16 protein-coding genes and 1 tRNA gene are annotated in these 16283 nt (G+C 67.4%); 9 read left to right on the top strand and 8 right to left on the bottom strand.

Features of this window, described 5'->3' with window-relative positions:
- Positions 1 to 26: 26 nt before the first annotated feature.
- The 4 genes from C5F44_RS10905 to C5F44_RS10890 form a co-directional block, all read right to left on the bottom strand.
- Positions 27 to 635 (bottom strand): nucleoside/nucleotide kinase family protein, encoded by a 609-nt coding sequence (locus C5F44_RS10905; RefSeq protein WP_107673561.1) that lies wholly within the window; start codon positions 633 to 635, stop codon positions 27 to 29.
- Positions 632 to 1402, bottom strand: a complete 771-nt coding sequence (locus C5F44_RS10900; protein ID WP_107673560.1) for an ATP-binding cassette domain-containing protein — start codon at positions 1400 to 1402, stop codon at positions 632 to 634. The genes C5F44_RS10905 and C5F44_RS10900 overlap by 4 nt, the downstream gene beginning before the upstream one ends.
- A 13-nt stretch (positions 1403 to 1415) precedes the next feature.
- Positions 1416 to 2477 (bottom strand): ABC transporter permease, encoded by a 1062-nt coding sequence (locus C5F44_RS10895; protein ID WP_107673559.1) that lies wholly within the window; start codon positions 2475 to 2477, stop codon positions 1416 to 1418.
- A 134-nt stretch (positions 2478 to 2611) separates the two neighbouring features.
- A complete protein-coding gene (locus C5F44_RS10890) occupies positions 2612 to 3634 on the bottom strand; it encodes a sugar ABC transporter substrate-binding protein (RefSeq protein ID WP_107673558.1) in 1023 nt (340 codons plus the stop codon).
- 284 nt (positions 3635 to 3918) lie between these two features.
- On the opposite strand from C5F44_RS10890, the gene C5F44_RS10885 reads away from it, so the two are divergent.
- Complete coding sequence (locus C5F44_RS10885; RefSeq protein ID WP_107673632.1) at positions 3919 to 5067, top strand: ROK family transcriptional regulator; 1149 nt, start codon at positions 3919 to 3921, stop codon at positions 5065 to 5067.
- Between the two features lies 1 nt (position 5068).
- Here the strand turns inward: C5F44_RS10885 and C5F44_RS10880 are convergent, their stop codons facing one another.
- On the bottom strand, positions 5069 to 6004 hold the full coding sequence (locus C5F44_RS10880; RefSeq protein WP_107673557.1) for a DMT family transporter: 936 nt from the start codon (positions 6002 to 6004) through the stop codon (positions 5069 to 5071).
- A 103-nt stretch (positions 6005 to 6107) separates the two neighbouring features.
- On the opposite strand from C5F44_RS10880, the gene ade reads away from it, so the two are divergent.
- From ade to C5F44_RS10840, 8 genes are all read left to right on the top strand, one after another.
- Positions 6108 to 7805, top strand: a complete 1698-nt coding sequence (gene ade, locus C5F44_RS10875; RefSeq protein ID WP_107673556.1) for an adenine deaminase — start codon at positions 6108 to 6110, stop codon at positions 7803 to 7805.
- On the top strand, positions 7802 to 8164 hold the full coding sequence (locus C5F44_RS10870) for an arsenate reductase family protein (RefSeq protein ID WP_107673555.1): 363 nt from the start codon (positions 7802 to 7804) through the stop codon (positions 8162 to 8164). The genes ade and C5F44_RS10870 overlap by 4 nt, the downstream gene beginning before the upstream one ends.
- Before the next feature lie 137 nt (positions 8165 to 8301).
- Positions 8302 to 8949 (top strand): GDSL-type esterase/lipase family protein, encoded by a 648-nt coding sequence (locus C5F44_RS10865; RefSeq protein ID WP_107673554.1) that lies wholly within the window; start codon positions 8302 to 8304, stop codon positions 8947 to 8949.
- Positions 8950 to 9052: 103 nt separating this feature from the next.
- Positions 9053 to 10177: an aromatic ring-hydroxylating oxygenase subunit alpha gene (locus C5F44_RS10860; protein ID WP_107673553.1), complete on the top strand. Its 1125-nt coding sequence runs from the start codon at positions 9053 to 9055 to the stop codon at positions 10175 to 10177.
- A gap of 44 nt (positions 10178 to 10221) precedes the next feature.
- A complete protein-coding gene (locus C5F44_RS10855; protein ID WP_107673631.1) occupies positions 10222 to 10635 on the top strand; it encodes a RidA family protein in 414 nt (137 codons plus the stop codon).
- 57 nt (positions 10636 to 10692) lie between these two features.
- Entirely contained in the window at positions 10693 to 11370 is a 678-nt protein-coding gene (locus C5F44_RS10850) for a DUF1028 domain-containing protein (protein ID WP_107673552.1), read from the top strand.
- Between the two features lie 52 nt (positions 11371 to 11422).
- Positions 11423 to 12334, top strand: coding sequence for a LysR family transcriptional regulator (locus C5F44_RS10845; protein ID WP_107673551.1), 912 nt, complete (start codon positions 11423 to 11425; stop codon positions 12332 to 12334).
- A complete protein-coding gene (locus C5F44_RS10840) occupies positions 12331 to 13026 on the top strand; it encodes a sirohydrochlorin chelatase (RefSeq protein WP_107673550.1) in 696 nt (231 codons plus the stop codon). Before C5F44_RS10845 ends, C5F44_RS10840 begins: the two co-directional genes overlap by 4 nt.
- A 6-nt stretch (positions 13027 to 13032) precedes the next feature.
- Here C5F44_RS10840 and C5F44_RS10835 read toward each other — a convergent pair whose 3' ends face one another.
- The 3 genes from C5F44_RS10835 to C5F44_RS10825 form a co-directional block, all read right to left on the bottom strand.
- Positions 13033 to 14430, bottom strand: a complete 1398-nt coding sequence (locus C5F44_RS10835; RefSeq protein WP_107673549.1) for a glutamine synthetase family protein — start codon at positions 14428 to 14430, stop codon at positions 13033 to 13035.
- Position 14431: 1 nt separating this feature from the next.
- Positions 14432 to 15808, bottom strand: a complete 1377-nt coding sequence (locus C5F44_RS10830) for an aspartate aminotransferase family protein (RefSeq protein WP_107673548.1) — start codon at positions 15806 to 15808, stop codon at positions 14432 to 14434.
- Positions 15809 to 16002: 194 nt separating this feature from the next.
- Positions 16003 to 16093 (bottom strand) — tRNA-Ser (locus tag C5F44_RS10825).
- Between the last annotated feature and the right edge of the window lie 190 nt (positions 16094 to 16283).

The raw sequence follows: 16283 nt of genomic DNA, 5'->3' as shown, positions 1-16283 counted from the left end.
CAAGGGTTTGCGGCCCGAAAACCGCGTCAGACGCCCCGAAGAACAATCTCGGCCGGGCGGGACTCGCGGATCACGGTCAGCGCATTTGGCAGGTCGTTCGACGCGATCCAGTCGCGCGCCGCCGCGTCGTCCTTGCCGTGGTCGCGCCAGCGCGCGGTCAGGCGGCGCACCAGTTCGGCCTCGGGCACGTCAAGGAACACCGTCAGGTCGAACAGCGCCGGCAGCGCGTTCCACGGCGCCTGATCCAGCAGCAGATAATTGCCCTCGACAATCAGGATGCGGTCCTCCGGCCCCACCACATCGGCGGCCGCGCGTGACAGTTCCATGCTGCGGTCAAAGATCGGGATGGCCACCTCATCCTCGGCCCGCAGGCGGCGGATCAGGTGAACGAAGCCCGCCGCATCAAAGGTGGGCGGCGATCCCTTGCGCGCCCGCAGGCCCCGCGCGGTCAGCACCGCGTCGTCATAATGGAAACCGTCCATCGGCACCACGCGGGCGCCCGGCGCCAGGTCGGCCGCCAGCCGGGCCGCCAGCGTTGATTTCCCGCTGGCCGGCGGACCGGCCAGCGCCACCAGGAACCGGCCCGGACCATCGGCCCGGGCGCGGATCAGCTTGATCAGCCCGTCCGGCGTCATGCCATCACATGCTCGGGCGTCTTGGCGCCGGTCATGAAGGCCACCGCATCGGACATGGTGTATTCCTTGGGGTCGATCACGCACAGCCGCTTGCCAAGGCGGTGAATGTGGATGCGGTCGGCCACCTCGAACACATGCGGCATGTTGTGGCTGATCAGAATGATCGGAAGCCCGCGCTTCTTCACATCCAGGATCAGCTCCAGCACGCGGCGGCTTTCCTTGACCCCCAGCGCCGCGGTGGGTTCGTCCATGATCACCACCTTCGACCCGAAGGCCGCGGCCCGCGCCACGGCCACGCCCTGCCGCTGGCCACCCGACAGCGTTTCCACCGCCTGGTTGATGTTCTGGATCGTCATCAGCCCCAGCTCCGACAGCTTCTGTCGGGCGAAAGCCTCCATCCGCGGGCGGTCAAGCTGGCGGAACACCTTGCCCATCAGGCCCGGTTTGCGCAGTTCGCGCCCCATGAACATGTTGTCCGCGATCGACAGCGCGGGCGACATGGCAAGCGTCTGGTACACCGTTTCGATACCGGCATCGCGGGCCTGCATCGGGTTGGTGAAATGGACGGGCTGGCCTTCCAGCCGGATCTCGCCCTCGTCCGGGACCACGGCGCCGCACAGCGCCTTGATCAGGGTGGATTTTCCGGCGCCGTTGTCGCCGATCACCGCCAGGATTTCGCCGGGGTACAGGTCGAAATCGGCATGGTCCAGCGCGGTGACGCGGCCATAGCGCTTGACCAGCCCGCGTCCGGTGAGAATGGGTTCCATCTGTCGCTCTCCCTCAGCCCGAGACCTTGCGGATCCACTGGTCCACGGCAACCGCGCCGATGATCAGCCCACCCGTCAGCAGCACCTTCCATTGCGGATCGGCGTTCAGCATGTTCAGGCCCATGCTCATCACGCCCACGATCAGCGTGCCGAACAGCACCCCCAGGATCGAGCCGCGCCCGCCGAACAGCGAGATGCCCCCGATCACCGTGGCGGTGATGGCCTGAAGGTTGTAGTCGGTCGTCACCGTAGAGGGCGAGATCGACCCGTTCCGCCCGATCGACACCCAGGCCGCCAGCCCCGCGATCAGCCCCGCCAGCGTATAGGTCTTCAGCAGGATGTTGTTGCTGCGGATACCGGCCAGGTCGGCGGCGTCGGAATCATCGCCCACGGCATAGATGTGGCGGCCGAAGGCGGTGTAGTTCAGCATGTACCACAGCGCGACATACAGCCCGATCATCGCCAGCACGCCCAGCGTGATCACCGCGCCGCCAATCTTGATCGGCGTGCCGAAGATGTGCAGCGCCCCGGTGATGGCGGTCAGGTCGGCTTCGCGCATCGTCTCGTTGGCGGAATAGATCAGGCAGATCGCCATCACGATGTTCCAGGTGCCCAGCGTCACGATGAACGGCGGCAGCTTCAGCCGCGAGACGAGGAAGCCGTTCACGAAGCCCCAGAAGCCCGCCATCGCAAATCCGGCCAGAATGGCCAGCGGCCAGGGCAGGCCATAGGACAGCACGGCGTTGCCCATGATGACGAAGGAAAAGACCATGATCACGCCGATGGCCAGGTCGATCCCCGCCGTCAGCACCACCAGCGTCTGCGCCGCGGCCAGGATGCCCACCACCGCGACCTGCTGCATGATCAGCGTCAGCGTATAGGCGGAAAAGAACCGCTCGCCCTTGGCAATGCCAAAGAACAACACCAGCGCCACCAGCACGATCAGCGGCACCAGGGCCGGGTTGCCGTGCAGCATGTGCTGCAACTTCTTCAGCCCGCTTTTCGGTTCCTCGAACTGTGCGACGGTCGTCGCGCTGCCGGTCAGAACCTTCTCGAATTCCTGTGGCTGGCTCATCTTCCCCCCTTGTCCCCCGGCAAACCTGCCGACGCTTGCAACAAGGGCGGCCCCAGAAGGCCGCCCTCCTCCCCGAGCGGGATCATGCAGGGGCACCGGCCCCCGCACAAGATTTTCGGATCAGGCGGTCCGCCTCAGCCCCAGCACAGCTCGGTGCCCTTGGCGGTATCGACCGAGGGCACGCCTTCGGCCGGCTTGTCGGTGACCAGGGTCACGCCGGTATCGAAGAAGTCCTTGCCCGGGGTCGGCTGCGGCTTCACGCCTTCGTCGGCCCATTTCTTGATCGCTTCCACGCCCAGCGCGGCCATCATCAGCGGGTATTGCTGCGAGGTGGCGCCGATCTGGCCGTCCTTCACCGCCGCCACGCCGGGGCAGCCGCCATCGACCGACACGATCAGCACGTCGTTCTCCTTGCCCACGGCCTTCAGCGCCTGATAGGCGCCCACGGCGGCGGGTTCGTTGATCGTGTGGATCACGTTGATGTCGGGGTCTTTCTGCAGAAGGTTCTCCATCGCCTTGCGGCCGCCTTCCTCGTTCCCGTTGGTCACGTCATGGCCCACGATGCGCGGATCATCCTCGTCGCCAATCTTGGCGGGGTCTTTCGGGTCGATGCCGAAGCCGATCATGAAGCCCTGGTCGCGCAGCACGTCCACCGTGGGCTGCGACGGCGTCAGGTCCAGGAAGCCCACCTTGGCATCCTTGGCCTTGTCGCCCAGCGTGGCGGCGGCCCAGGCCCCGATCAGCTTGCCGGCCTCAAGGTTGTCGGTGGCGAAGGTGGCGTCGGCGGCATCGGCCGGGTCAAGCGGCGTGTCCAGCGCGATCACCACCATGCCGGCGGCCTGTGCCTTCTTCACCTGATCGACGATCGCCTTGGTGTCCGAGGCGGCAATCAGGATGCCCTTGGCGCCATCGGCGATGCAGCTTTCAATCGCCGCAACCTGGCTGTCATGGTCGCCATCCACCTTGCCGGCATAGGCTTTCAGCGTGACGCCCAGTTCCTTGGCCTTGGCCTCGGCGCCTTCCTTCATCTTCACGAAGAACGGGTTGGTGTCGGTCTTGGTGATCAGGCACGCGGTCACGCCATCGGCCAGCGCCGGCGCCGCCGACAGCAGCGCAACAGTGGCTGCGCCCATCAGGGCCTTGGTGGTGAATTTCATCTGCTTCCTCCCACGGAAGGGGGCAGGCGCCCCCCGTTTCGATTCCTGGCGCAGCCCGTCTCTCCCGCTGCGACGGGCACAGGAAAGCCGATTCCCGCCCTTGCGTCAAGATAATTAAATCACTCTGATTTATTATTGACAGATTGCCCGTTTCCTCCGCACTCTGGTCAGACCCCGCGCACCGGCGGGGATTGGGGGGAAACGTGAGATACGCCGTCGACACCGCCGCCGACCTGCGACCCGTGCCGGATGAGGCGGGTCTGCGCGGCACCAACCAGTCGGGGATGCGGGCGCATAACGAACGTCTGGTCCTCAGCCTGGTGCGCCGGCATGAGGCGCTGGCGAAATCCGACATCGCCCGCATGACCGGGCTTTCGGCGCAAACCGTGTCGGTCATCATGCGGCAACTGGAACAGGACGGGCTGCTGACCCGGGGCGAGCCGATCCGGGGCCGCGTGGGCCAGCCTTCGGTGCCCATGTCGCTGGCCGCCGGGGGGGCGTTCTTCTTCGGGCTCAAGGTCGGGCGCCGGTCGGCCGACCTGATCCTGATCGACTTTCTCGGTCGCATCCGCGCCGCCCGCCGCAAGACCTATCGCTACCCCACGCCCGATGCCGTGGTGGCCTTCGTGGCCGAGGCCGCGCCCGCGCTGGTGGCCCCGCTGGGCGCCGACGAACGCGCCCGCGTCACCGGCATGGGGGTGGCGATCCCGTTCCAGCTCTGGAACTGGGTCACCATCATCGGCGCCCCGCAACAGGCAATGGATGCCTGGCGCCACCGCGACATCGGCGCCGACCTGTCGGCCCTGCTGGGCCTGCCGGTGCATGTGCAGAACGATGCCACCTCGGCCTGCGGGGCCGAGCTGATCTTCGGCACCGGCGACCGGCCCAAGGATTTCCTGCATTTCTATCTGGGCACCTTCATCGGTGGCGGGCTGGTGATGAACGGCCAGCTTTTCCTGGGCCGCACCGGCAATGCCGCCGGCGTTGGCCCCATGCTGGTGCCCGGCCCCGATGGCCGCCTGCTTCGGCTGCTGGAAGTGGCCTCGCTGAACGTGCTGGCCGAAAAGATGGAGGAGGCGGGCGAATCCAGCGACCATATCTGGGAACAGCACCAGCACTGGCAGGTGTCGCGCCCTCTGCTGGACCGCTGGCTTGCCAGCGCCGCGCAGGGCCTTGCCCATGCCACGCTGAACGCCGCCGCCCTGGTCGAAATCGAGGCCGTCATTCTGGATGGCTGGATGCCTGTCTCGGTGCGCGCCGAACTGGTGCAGGCCACCGAAGCGGCGTTCAAGGCGCTGGATCTGGCCGGCGTCGATCCGCCCGTCATCCGCGAAGGCACCGTGGGGGCGGATGCCCGCGCCCTTGGCGCGGCGGCCATTCCGCTGTCGCACCGCTATCTGATCGACCAGAACGCCCCCGCCCGGCAGGGGTAGCCTATCCCTGCGGTGTCATCGCCTTGCGCTGGCGGGCGCGTTCCAGCCCCAGCCGGCGTTCGCGCCAGATGATCAGGATGCCCGCCAGAATGACCAGCGTCGCCCCGCCCAGCATGGTCAGCGTCGGCACCTCGGCAAAGATGAAATAGCCGATCAGCAGCGCAAAAATCATCGAGGCATAGTCGAACGGCGCCACCAGCGAGGCATCCGCCTCGCGGTAGCTTGATGTCAGCAGGATCTGCCCCACACCCCCCAGCAGCCCCGAGCCGACAAGGAACGCCGTCTCGCCCGGAGTGGGCCAGACCCAGCCGAAGGGCAGGGTGGCCAGCGACAGCACGGTTGCGGTCACGGAAAACCAGAACACGATGGTCGGGGTCTGTTCGGTCTGCACCAGCTTGCGCACGAACACCTGCGCCAGGGCGGCAAAGACCGCGCTGGTCAGCACAAGGCTGGCGCCGAAGGCCTCGGCATGGCCGGTTTCCGCGCCGTGCAGCACCGAAAGCCGGGGGCTGAGCACGATCAGCACCCCCAGCAGCCCCAGCGCCACCGCCCCGATGCGGAAGGCGCGGACTTCCTCGCCCAGGAACATCGCGGCAAAGATCACCGTCAGCAGCGGCGCGGCATAGCCGATGGCCGTCACCTCGGGCAGCGGCAGATAGCCCAGGCTGGCAAAGCCAAGGCCCATGGCCACCGTCCCGGCAAAGCCGCGCCAGACATGGCCCAGCGGGTTGTCCGTCCGCAGCCCCGATGACAGCTCGCGCCTCCACAGCAGCCAGCCCACGATCACCGGAATGGCAAAGAACGACCGGAAGAACACCGCCTGCCCGCCGGGCACATGGGCCGAGGTCGTCTTGATCATCGCCGACATCACGATGAAGATCAGCACCGAGCCAAGTTTCAGCGCAATGCCGCGCAGCGGCCGGTCATGGGTGGGCATCGCGGTCTCCTTCCGGTTACGATGAATCACGCGGACCGCCGGGGCGCAATCCCTCTGGACGCCGCCTTGCCTTGCGGCTTTGCTGTCCGCCCGGAGGTGCCCCATGCAAGAACCGCTATCCCGCCTGATCGACCAGGGCCGTGGCCTGACCCCCGCCGATCTGGTGCTGAAGGGCGGCCGCGTCTTCGACCTGATCACCGGCGATCTGGTCGAAACCGATGTGGCGATCTGTGGTGACACCATCGTCGGTACGTTTGGCAGCTATACAGGCATACGCGAAACAGACGTTTCCGGTCAGGTGCTGGTGCCGGGTTTCATCGACACCCACCTGCATATCGAAAGCTCGCTTGTCACCCCGCATGAATTCGACCGCTGCGTCGGCCCGCGCGGCGTGACCACGGTGATCTGCGACCCGCATGAAATCGCCAATGTCTGCGGCCTGACCGGCATCCGGTATTTCCTTGATTCTGCAGCACAAACCCTGATCGACATCCGGGTTCAACTGTCCTCCTGCGTGCCCTCGACCCATATGGAAACCGCGGGCGCGCGTCTGGACGCCGCCGATCTTCTGCCGCTGAAGGACCATCCGCAGGTCATCGGACTGGCGGAATTCATGAATTTCCCCGGCGTGCTGATGAAGGACGAAGCCTGTCTCGCCAAGCTGCAAGCCTTCCGCGGCCGCCACATCGACGGCCACGCCCCCCTCCTCCGCGGCGCCGATCTGAACGGCTATATCGCGGCCGGCATCCGCACCGAACATGAGGCGACCACGGCGGCCGAGGCGCTGGAAAAACTGCGCAAGGGGATGCGCGTCCTGATCCGGGAAGGTAGCGTTTCCAAGGACATGCACGCGCTGGCCCCGATCCTGACGGAACGCCATTCCCCCTATCTTTGCCTCTGCACCGATGACCGCAACCCGCTGGACATCGCCGAACACGGCCATCTGGATTACATGATCCGCAGCCTGATCGCGCTGGGCTGCCCGCCGCTTGCCGTCTATCGCGCCGCCAGCCTTTCGGCGGCCGAGGCCTTCGGGCTCAAGGACCGCGGGCTGATCGCGCCGGGCAAGCGCGCCGACATCGCGGTGATCGACAGTCTGGAAACCTGCCACGCCAGCCGCGTCTTTGCCCGCGGGGTGGAACTGACCCCCGCCGCCTTTGCCGCAAGGCCGACCACCGCGCCCGTCGCCCGCGCCTCGGTCAAGGCGCCACGGGTGACGCCGCAGGATTTCCGCACCGGCGGCAACCGGGTGGAAACCCCGGTGATCGGCATCCTGCCCGGCAAGATCATCACGCCGCACCTGACCTTCGACATCCCGCCGGTCGATGGTGACAAGCGCCCCGATCCGGACCGCGATCTGGTGAAAATCGCGGTGATCGAACGCCATGGCCGCAACGGCAACCGCGCCACCGGCTTCGTGCAGGGCTTCGGGCTGAAACGCGGCGCCATCGCCTCGACCGTCTGCCATGATCACCACAACATTGCCGTCGTGGGCGCCGATTACGCCGACATGGCGCTGGCCGCCAACCGCCTGACCGAGATCGAGGGCGGGTTTGTCGTGGCCGAAGGCGGCAAGGTGCTGGCGGAACTGGCCCTTCCGGTGGCCGGGCTGATGAGCCTGCTGTCCTTCGAAGAGGTGCGCGATGCCCTCATCCCCCTGCGCGCCGCCGCCCACAGCCTTGGCGTCACGCTTGAGGAACCCTTCCTGCAACTGGCCTTCCTGGCCCTGCCGGTGATCCCGCATCTCAAGATCACCGATCACGGGCTGGTGGATGTCGATAGATTCGAGGTGATCCCATGACCGTCACGATCTGGCACAACCCGAACTGCGGCACCTCGCGCAAGGTGCTGGCCGCCCTGCGCGAGGCGGGGCTGACCCTGCAGGTGATTGACGCGCGCAAGCCGGGCTGGCGGGCGGAAGACCTGCGCAGGCTTTTCGCCGACGCCGGGCTGACCGCGCGGCAGGCGCTGCGCACCCGCGGCACGCCGGCGGAAGACATGGGCCTGACCGCGCCCGAGATGTCGGAACAGGGGCTGATCGAGGCCATGGTCGTGCATCCGACGCTGGTCGAACGGCCCTTCATTGCAACGCCCTGGGGCACCCGTCTGTGCCGCCCGGCCGGCACGGTGCAGGATCTGCTGGCGTTGCGCCCCCGGTAACTGCAGGCAGGGGTGCGCTGCCCCCCGCGCGCGTTCCGCGCTACCCCCGAGGTATTTGGGCCAAGAGGAAAGGTCTTGGGGCCTTTCCCTGCGGCCAGACCCGGTTAAGCTGGGCGCCCGGCTGCATGAGGGACCACATGACACGCACCCTGCTTCTGTTTGGCGATTCCAACACCCATGGCACGATGCCGGTGGCTTCGCTGGGCGATCAGGGCCGCTATGGCCCCGGCGAACGCTGGCCCGGCCGCCTGCGCGCCCTGCTGCCCGATTGGGAGGTGATCGCCGAAGGCCACCCCGGCCGCACCACGCTGCATGACGACCCGATCGAAGGCGCACATCGCAACGGGCTGCGGGTGCTGCCAGCACTTCTGGAATCGCATCGCCCGGTTGATGCGGTGGTGGTCATGCTGGGCACCAATGACCTGAAAGATCGCTTTTCGGTTAATGCCGATGACATCGCCCTGTCGCTGGAACGGCTGGTCGGGGTGATCCGCACCTCGGGCGCCGGCCCGGGCGGGGCCGCCCCCGGTGTTCTGCTGATCGCGCCGCCGCCTGTTCTTGAGGTCGGCGTGCTGGCCGGGATGTTCCGGGGCGGGGCGGCGAAATCTCAGGTTCTGGGCGCGCGCATCGCCGAGATGGCGCAGCGCATCGGCGTGCCCTGGCTGGATGCCGGGGCCATGGTTCGCGTCAGCCCGATCGACGGTGTTCACTACGGCCCCGAGGCGAACCCCGTGCTGGCCGAGGCGGTGGCCGCCGCCGTGCGCCGGCATTTCGCCCCTGCTTAGGCGCAACCTAATCACGGCTCTGCCACAACGTCCTTTTCCAAAACGTGAATCTGGGTGATTTCTTTCCTGTGTCCCCCGATCCCCGTTCGCAAAAGGCCGCCCCATGACCGCACATGACCCCGCCTTGCAGGAATTGCGCGCCAATGTCGCGCTGCCGTTCGAACGTGCGCAGGCCATGCCGAAATCGGTCTATACCTCGCCAGCCTTTGCCGAGCTGGAAAGCCGCCACATCTTTGCCGCCGAATGGCTGTGTGCGGGCCGGGCCGAGGCGCTGCCGAACCCCGGCGACTATCTGACGATGGAGATCGCGGGCGAGCCGGTCATCATCCTGCGCGACCGTGACGGCAGTTTGCGCGGCCTGTCGAACGTCTGCCGCCACCGGATGAGCACCCTGCTGCAAGGCCGCGGCAATGTGCGCAGCATCGTCTGCAGCTACCATGCCTGGACCTACAACTTGGATGGCAGCCTGCGCGGTGCCCCCGCGATGGCCCGGAACGAAAGTTTCTGTCGCGACCAGATCCGCCTGCCGGCGATTCGGGTGGAAAACTGGCGCGGCTGGATCATGGTCACGCTGAACCCCGACGCGCCGCCCCCGGCGGAAACGCTGGCCGGGGTGGACCGGCTGGTCGGCTATCTGCCGATGGAAACCTATTCCGAGGTCTTCCGCGAAGAGTTCGACTGGGACACCAACTGGAAGGTGCTGGCCGAGAATTTCATGGAAAGCTACCACCTGCCGGTCTGCCATGAGGCCACCATCGGCGGCACCTGCGACCTGAACCTGATGACCTGCCCTGAAGGCGATGCCGCCTTCAACCACCACTGGATCGTCAAGAACGATTCGCTGCCGCTGTCGCTGGCGCATCCGTCGAACACCGCCCTGCAAGGCGACGAACGCCGGATCACCTGGCTGCTGGCGATCTATCCCAGCCTGCTGATCACCCTGACGCCGGGCTATTTCTGGTATCTGTCGCTGACGCCGAAAGGCCCCGGCCGGGTGCATGTGCTGTTCGGCGGCGGGATGAGCGCGGACTGGATCGCCGACCCCGAGGCGCCAGCGCATCTGGCGCAGTTGAAGACGCTGCTGGATGAGGTGAACCTGGAGGACAAGGGCTGTGTCGAGCGGGTCTATCGCGGCCTTTGCGCCGGCCTCTCCGTGCCGGGCGCCCTGAGCCATCTGGAACGCCCGAATTACGATTTCGCCCGCTGGATCGCCTCGCGGATGCCCTGAAGCCAGGCCCGCAAGACGCCGCAAGACACCCCGAAAGGACCATGATGGCCCATATCCGCCACCGCAAGTTCAACACGAAAGACACCTACCCCGAGCAGAAGCTGGACAATGATCTGGCGCAGGCCGTGGTGGCCCGCGGGACCACCATCTTCCTGCGCGGCCAGTGCCCGCAGGATCTGGATACCGCCAGGAACATCGACAGCCATGATCCGGTCGAACAGACCCACAAGGTGATGCAGAACATCCGCCAACTGGTCGAGGAATGTGGCGGCCGGATGGAACATGTGACCAAGCTGGTGGTCTATCTGACCGATGTCCGCCACCGCGAAGCGGTCTATCGCACCATGGGCGACTATATCCGCGGCGTGCATCCTGTATGCACCGGCCTGGTGGTGGTGGCCCTGGCCCGCCCCGAGTGGCTGGTCGAGATCGACGCCACCGCCGTCATTCCCGATTGACCGTTTCGCTGCCGGGGGGCGAAGCGCCCCCGGCGGCCAGCCCCGGAAAGCTGCCGCATGACCTTTTCCCTGCTTGCCCGCTGCCCGACGACCGGCCGTTTCGGCATGGTGATCTCGTCCTCATCGCCGGCGGTTGCCGCGCGCTGCGCACATGCCCGTGCCGGGGTCGGGGTGGCGGCAACACAGAACATCACCGATCCCGCTCTTGGGCCGCGGTTGCTGGATCTGATGCAGGCCGGGGCGACTGCGCCGCAGGCCATGGCGCAGGTGGTGGCCGAGGCGCCGCATGTCGATTATCGCCAGCTTCTGTGCGTCGATGCGCAGGGCCGCACCGCCTGCCATTCCGGCGCGCAGACGCTGGGGGTCTGGGCGCTGGCCGAAGGGCCGGGGGTGGTGGCGGGGGGCAATCTGCTGGCCAACCCGACCGTGCCGCAGGCCATGGTTGCGGGCTTTGCCGCCGCCGCGGGCGATTTCGGGGACCGGCTGGTCGCCGCCTTGCAGGCCGGGGCCGCCGCCGGGGGCGAAGCGGGGCCTGTTCAATCCGCCGGGCTGCTGATGGTTGACCGCGAAAGCTGGCCGGTGGCCAGCCTGCGCGCCGACTGGTCCGATGCCGCCACGCCCATCCAAGAGGTTGCCCGCGCCTGGGCGGTTTATGCGCCGCAGATGGCGGCCTATGTCCAGCGCGCCCGTGACCCGCGCGCGGCGCCCTCTTACGGTGTGCCGGGCGACGAATAGGCTGTGACAAACGGGGTTTCCCGCCGCCCGCCGGGCGGATAGCCTGCGGGGCATGGCGCTGCGCTTCACCCTTCGACAGTTGGAATATCTGGTCGCCGTCGGCGAGACCGGGTCGATCGCCGCGGCGGCGGATCGGGTGAATGTCTCGTCGCCCTCGATCTCGACTGCGATTGCCCAGCTTGAACAGGAATTCGGCCTGCCGCTGTTCGTGCGCCGCCATGCGCAGGGCCTGTCGCTGACGCAAGGCGGGCGGCAGTTCGTGGACGAGGCCCGTGCCGTGCTGGCCGCGGCGGGGCGGCTGAACGATCTGGCCAATGCCATCACCGGGCAGGTGCGCGGCCCCTTGTCGGTGGGCTGCCTTGTGACCTTTGCGCAGGTGCTGCTGCCGGGCCTGCGCCGCAGCTTCACCGCCCGTTTCCCCGAGGTGGATTTCCGCCAGTCCGAACATCATCAGGCCGAAATCTTTGAAGGGTTGCGGCAGGCCCGGCTGGATGTCGCGCTGACCTACGATCTGGACATTCCGCCCGACCTGTCCTTCGTGCCGCTGATCAGCCTGCCGCCCTATGCGCTGTTGCCGGTGGGGCATCCGCTGGCCGCCCGTGCCAGCGTGACGCCCGCCGATCTTGCGCCCTTGCCGATGGTGCTGCTCGACCTGCCGTTTTCCACCGATTACTTCCTGGAAACCTTCCGCCCGCTGGGCCGGAAGCCGCAGATCGTGGAGCGGACGCGCGACATCGGGGTGATGCGGGCCATGGTGGCCAACGGGTTCGGCTATTCCATCGCCAATATCCGCCCCGCACCGGAAACCGCGCCGGACGGGCAGCCGCTGGTGACAGTGCCGCTGCAAGGGCCGCCGCCGCTGGATCTGGGGCTGGTGCTGACCGAGGGCGCGAAGGGCGCGTTGACGATCCGTGCCTTCATCGACCATTGCCGTGACCGGCTGGCCGGCGGGGCGCCCGCATGACCGCCGCGCTGATCGTGGCGCATGGCCAGCCATCGGACCCGCTGCCTGCGGCCGCCGAACTGGCGCGCCTGGCCGACCGGGTGGCCGCCCTGCTGCCGGACCATGACCTTGCCGCCGCCACGCTGGCGGAGCCCGGCGCGCTGGCGCGGGCCACGGCGGGGCGCGCGCCCGGCGTGGTGTTTCCGCTGTTCATGGCCGGGGGATGGTTCACCCGCCACCTGATCCCCGCCCGTCTGGCCGAGGCGGGGGCGACGGGCTGGCAGGTGCTGGAACCCTTCGGCTGCGATCCGGCGGTGCAGGATCTGGCGGTGCGCATCGCGGCGCAAAGCGGTGCCGCGCGGGTGCTGCTGGCGGCGCATGGATCTTCGAAATCTCCCGCGCCCTCGGCCATTGCCCGGTATCTTGCCGCCCGCATCACCGCCGCGACCGGGGCCGAGGCTGCGGCCGCCTTCATCGACCAGACCCCGCGGCTGGCACTGGCCACGGGCTATGGCGCCGATGCGGTCTGCCTGCCGTTCTTTGCCATGCCGGGCGGCCATGTCACCACCGACCTGCCCGCCGCGCTGGCCGAGGCCGGCTTCGGCGGGCGCCTGCTGCCCGCTGTCGGGCAGCACCCTGACGTGCCGGCGCTGATCGCCCGCGCGATTGTGGCCGCCGCCCCGGTCTGCGCCGGGGCCTGCCGCTGGGCGTGACCGGCGTCAGACCGTGTGCAGATAAAGGTCGAAGTCCACTTCGCTGACCGTCCGCATCACCCGCTGGTATTCCGCCGCCTTGATGGCGGTAAAGGTGCGGTGCATGTCTTCGCCAAGCGCATCCTTCAGGAAGGCCGAGGCCCTGGCCGCGTCGATGGCCGATTTCCAGTCGGACGGGATGCCGGCATGGTCCGGCCCGTCTTCATAGCCGTTGCCGGTGGTTTCGGGGCCGGGGTCGATGCGGTTGGCCAGCCCGTGCCGGATGCCCGCCAGAACGGTGGCAGCCACCAGATAGGGGTTGGCATCCACGCCCGAGGGCCGGTGTTCGATCCGCCGCGCGCGGATGTCGCCCGCCGGGATGCGCAGCGCGACCGAGCGGTTGTTGACGCCCCAGCTTGGGCTGACCGGCGCATAGCTCTGGCTGGCGAAGCGGCGCCAGGAATTGGCATGTGGGGCAAAGACCAGCATGGATTCCGCCATGGTGTCGCGCAACCCGCCAAGGGCGTGCAGCAGCGTGGGGTTCCACTGGCCCTCGACCGGCTCGACAAAGACGTTCTTGCCGGCATCGTCCAGCATGGACACATGGAAATGCATTCCCGAACCGGCATAATCCTCGTTCGGCTTGGCCATGAAACAGGCCGTCACGCCATGCGCCCGCGCCTGTGCCCGCACGATCCGCTTCAGGCGTACCACATCATCGGCGGCCTGCATCACATCGGTGCGGTAGTGCAGGGTCAGTTCATACTGGCCGGGGGCGTATTCGCTGATCATCGTCTCGGCGGTGATCCCGGCCGCCTTGGCGCCGGCATAGATGTCGTTGAAAAGCGGCATCATCCCGTGCAGGTGATCCACCGAATAGACCTCGGTCTTGCGCGACTTGCGGCCGTCCAGCACGTCGCGGGCGGGCTGCATCTTGCCGTCCGGCCCGCGGTCGTTGTCCAACAGGAAGAATTCCAGCTCGAACGCGCCCGCCGGGTGCAACCCTTCCGCCGCCAGCGCATCGACCTGCCGTTGCAGCGCGTGGCGCGGGTCCGAGGTCATCTTGACCCCGTCCAGCGTGTACATCGACATGAACACCTCGCCGCGCGGCGGCGTGGTGTTGTGCAGCGGCACCAGCGTGCCCGGAATGGGCCAGGCCCGCAGGTCACCGTCGCCCTGATCCCAGATCAGGCCGGTCTCGTGTACATCCTCGCCCACGATGTCGAGGCCAAGGATCGAGATCGGCAGGTGCCGCCCCGATTTGTAGAACGACAGCAGTTCATGCCGGCGGATGATCTTGCCCCGGCCGATGCCATTGGCATCGTGCAGCACGATGTCGAAGGCCTCGATCTCGGGGTGGGCGGCAAGAAAGGCCTCGGCTTCGGCAAGGGTCGAACCGGAGGGGCTGGCGTCGGCGGCGGTCATGTCAGTCTTTCGGGCAAAGGTCGGAAAGGATTTCATCGAAGCTGGCGATCAGCCGGTCGATCTGGCCCTTTTTCGTGACCGGGCTGACCAGCATCATGTTGTGGAAGGGGGCGATCAGGCTGCCGCGGTTCAGAAGGCCCACATGCAGCGCCGCCTCGACCGCGGGCTGATGCGCGGTTGCCGCCTGGGCGCCGTTCTTCAGCGGGCCGGGGGCGCAGATGAATTCGACCCGCGCGCCCACGCGCACCACATGCCAGGGCAGGCCATGCCGCTCGATCGCCTTCCACAGCCCATGCGACAGCCGGTCCGCGCCCTTTTCCATATGGGCATAGGCCTTTTCCGTCATCACCTCGGACAGGTTCGCCCGCAGGCAGGCGAATTGCATCGGGTTGGCCGAAAGCGTGGTGCCCATGCCGGAATGGCCCGAGGCGCGGTTCGCGTTCGCCTCGGCATAGCGGCGTGCCACGTCATCGGTCATGCCCCAGACCGCGGTCGGCATCCCGCCGGCCACGCATTTGCCGACGATGAACATGTCGGGCGACAGCGAATGAACGCGGGTATAGCCGCCCAGACCCGAAGACAGCGTATGCGTCTCGTCGATCATCAGCAGGGCGCCATAGTGGCGGGTCAGCTGCCGCAGCCCGTCATGGAAGCCTGCTTCGGGCAGCACCATGCAACTGTTGGTCATCACCGGCTCGGTCAGCACGGCGGCCACGTCGCCGGCCTTGAGCGCGGCTTCGACCCCGGCCAGATCGTTGAATTCGACACAGACCGCGCCTTCGGCCAGATCGGCAAACTGGCCCAGCAGGCCCGGCCGGGTGATGGTGCGGCCCGTGCCATCCAGCGTGACCATCGCGTCATCGACGGTGCCGTGATAGCAGCCGTTGAACACCAGAACCTTGCGCCGCCCCGTCACCGCCCGCGCCACCCGCAGGGCAAAGCGGTTGGCATCGGTCGCCGTGGTGGCGATCTGCCAGCGGAAGGGGCCGAAGCGTTCGGACAGAAGCCGCCCCGCCTCGGCCGTGTCCGACGAGGGCAGCATATAGGTCAGCCCGCGCCGCGCCTGATGGCGGATGGCCTTCGCCACCGGCTTCGGGCTGTGGCCGAACATGCTGCCGGTATCGCCCAGGCAGAAGTCATCAACCTGATAGCCGTCGATATCGGTGATGCGGGCGCCCTCGGCCTTGGCGATCACCGGCAGGTGCGGCATCGGCCAGTCGGCCATCCAGTGCATCGGCACCCCGCCCAGCCAGAAACCGGCGGCTTCGGCCTGAGCTTCGGCCGATTTCGGGCGGCCTTGCGCAAAGCGCCGCGCCTCACGCGCGGCAAAGGCGTCAAGGCGATCCTTGCGGAGTCCGGCAATGGTTTCGGCGGTCATGATGGCACCTCTGGTCGCCAGACACTATGCCGGATGATTTGATCAAATTGCAAGAGCCGCAACTGTGCGGCGCCCCGGATCTGTTGCGCAGAGTGCGGGGCCGGGTCGTAAGGGGTGCCCTCGCGGTGCCACAACACGGGTTTCGGCCTTCCCGAACCGCGGTATCGTTTTGTATCAGCGGGTTAGCAGGGAAATGGCGGAGACGAAGGGATTCGAACCCTCGAGACCCTTTAGAGGTCTGCGCCCTTAGCAGGGGCGTGCCTTCGACCACTCGGCCACGTCTCCGCCGGCGTGTTTATTGGGGAAGCCGGGCGGGGGCAAGCGGAAAGGCGTGGGGGATGGTGGATTTGCCGCAGCTTCCACATCCTGGGTCAAAGACAGCGCGCAGCCTCCGGGCCCCGGCGCGCGCCAAGCTCCGGCGGCCCTGGGGAAGGGGGCGCATGGGGAACGGGGAACCCTCTGCCGAACACGTCGA

Source organism: Fuscovulum blasticum DSM 2131, assembly GCF_003034965.1.
Lineage (GTDB): Bacteria > Pseudomonadota > Alphaproteobacteria > Rhodobacterales > Rhodobacteraceae > Pseudogemmobacter > Pseudogemmobacter blasticus.
Note: the sequence above shows the minus strand (reverse complement) of the source record. Positions and strands in the feature narration are given on the sequence as shown.

What these genes read in the sequence shown, in the direction of transcription:
- C5F44_RS10880 (WP_107673557.1), bottom strand. Translation starts at nt 6,004, where the DNA reads ATGCCCACCCATGACCGGCCGCTGCGCGGCATTGCGCTGAAACTTGGC.
- ade (WP_107673556.1), top strand. Translation starts at nt 6,108, where the DNA reads ATGCAAGAACCGCTATCCCGCCTGATCGACCAGGGCCGTGGCCTGACC.
- C5F44_RS10905 (WP_107673561.1), bottom strand. Translation starts at nt 635, where the DNA reads ATGACGCCGGACGGGCTGATCAAGCTGATCCGCGCCCGGGCCGATGGT.
- C5F44_RS10885 (WP_107673632.1), top strand. Translation starts at nt 3,919, where the DNA reads ATGCGGGCGCATAACGAACGTCTGGTCCTCAGCCTGGTGCGCCGGCAT.
- C5F44_RS10855 (WP_107673631.1), top strand. Translation starts at nt 10,222, where the DNA reads ATGGCCCATATCCGCCACCGCAAGTTCAACACGAAAGACACCTACCCC.
- C5F44_RS10845 (WP_107673551.1), top strand. Translation starts at nt 11,423, where the DNA reads ATGGCGCTGCGCTTCACCCTTCGACAGTTGGAATATCTGGTCGCCGTC.
- C5F44_RS10860 (WP_107673553.1), top strand. Translation starts at nt 9,053, where the DNA reads ATGACCGCACATGACCCCGCCTTGCAGGAATTGCGCGCCAATGTCGCG.
- C5F44_RS10890 (WP_107673558.1), bottom strand. Translation starts at nt 3,634, where the DNA reads ATGAAATTCACCACCAAGGCCCTGATGGGCGCAGCCACTGTTGCGCTG.
- C5F44_RS10900 (WP_107673560.1), bottom strand. Translation starts at nt 1,402, where the DNA reads ATGGAACCCATTCTCACCGGACGCGGGCTGGTCAAGCGCTATGGCCGC.
- C5F44_RS10840 (WP_107673550.1), top strand. Translation starts at nt 12,331, where the DNA reads ATGACCGCCGCGCTGATCGTGGCGCATGGCCAGCCATCGGACCCGCTG.
- C5F44_RS10835 (WP_107673549.1), bottom strand. Translation starts at nt 14,430, where the DNA reads ATGACCGCCGCCGACGCCAGCCCCTCCGGTTCGACCCTTGCCGAAGCC.
- C5F44_RS10830 (WP_107673548.1), bottom strand. Translation starts at nt 15,808, where the DNA reads ATGACCGCCGAAACCATTGCCGGACTCCGCAAGGATCGCCTTGACGCC.
- C5F44_RS10850 (WP_107673552.1), top strand. Translation starts at nt 10,693, where the DNA reads ATGACCTTTTCCCTGCTTGCCCGCTGCCCGACGACCGGCCGTTTCGGC.
- C5F44_RS10870 (WP_107673555.1), top strand. Translation starts at nt 7,802, where the DNA reads ATGACCGTCACGATCTGGCACAACCCGAACTGCGGCACCTCGCGCAAG.
- C5F44_RS10895 (WP_107673559.1), bottom strand. Translation starts at nt 2,477, where the DNA reads ATGAGCCAGCCACAGGAATTCGAGAAGGTTCTGACCGGCAGCGCGACG.
- C5F44_RS10865 (WP_107673554.1), top strand. Translation starts at nt 8,302, where the DNA reads ATGACACGCACCCTGCTTCTGTTTGGCGATTCCAACACCCATGGCACG.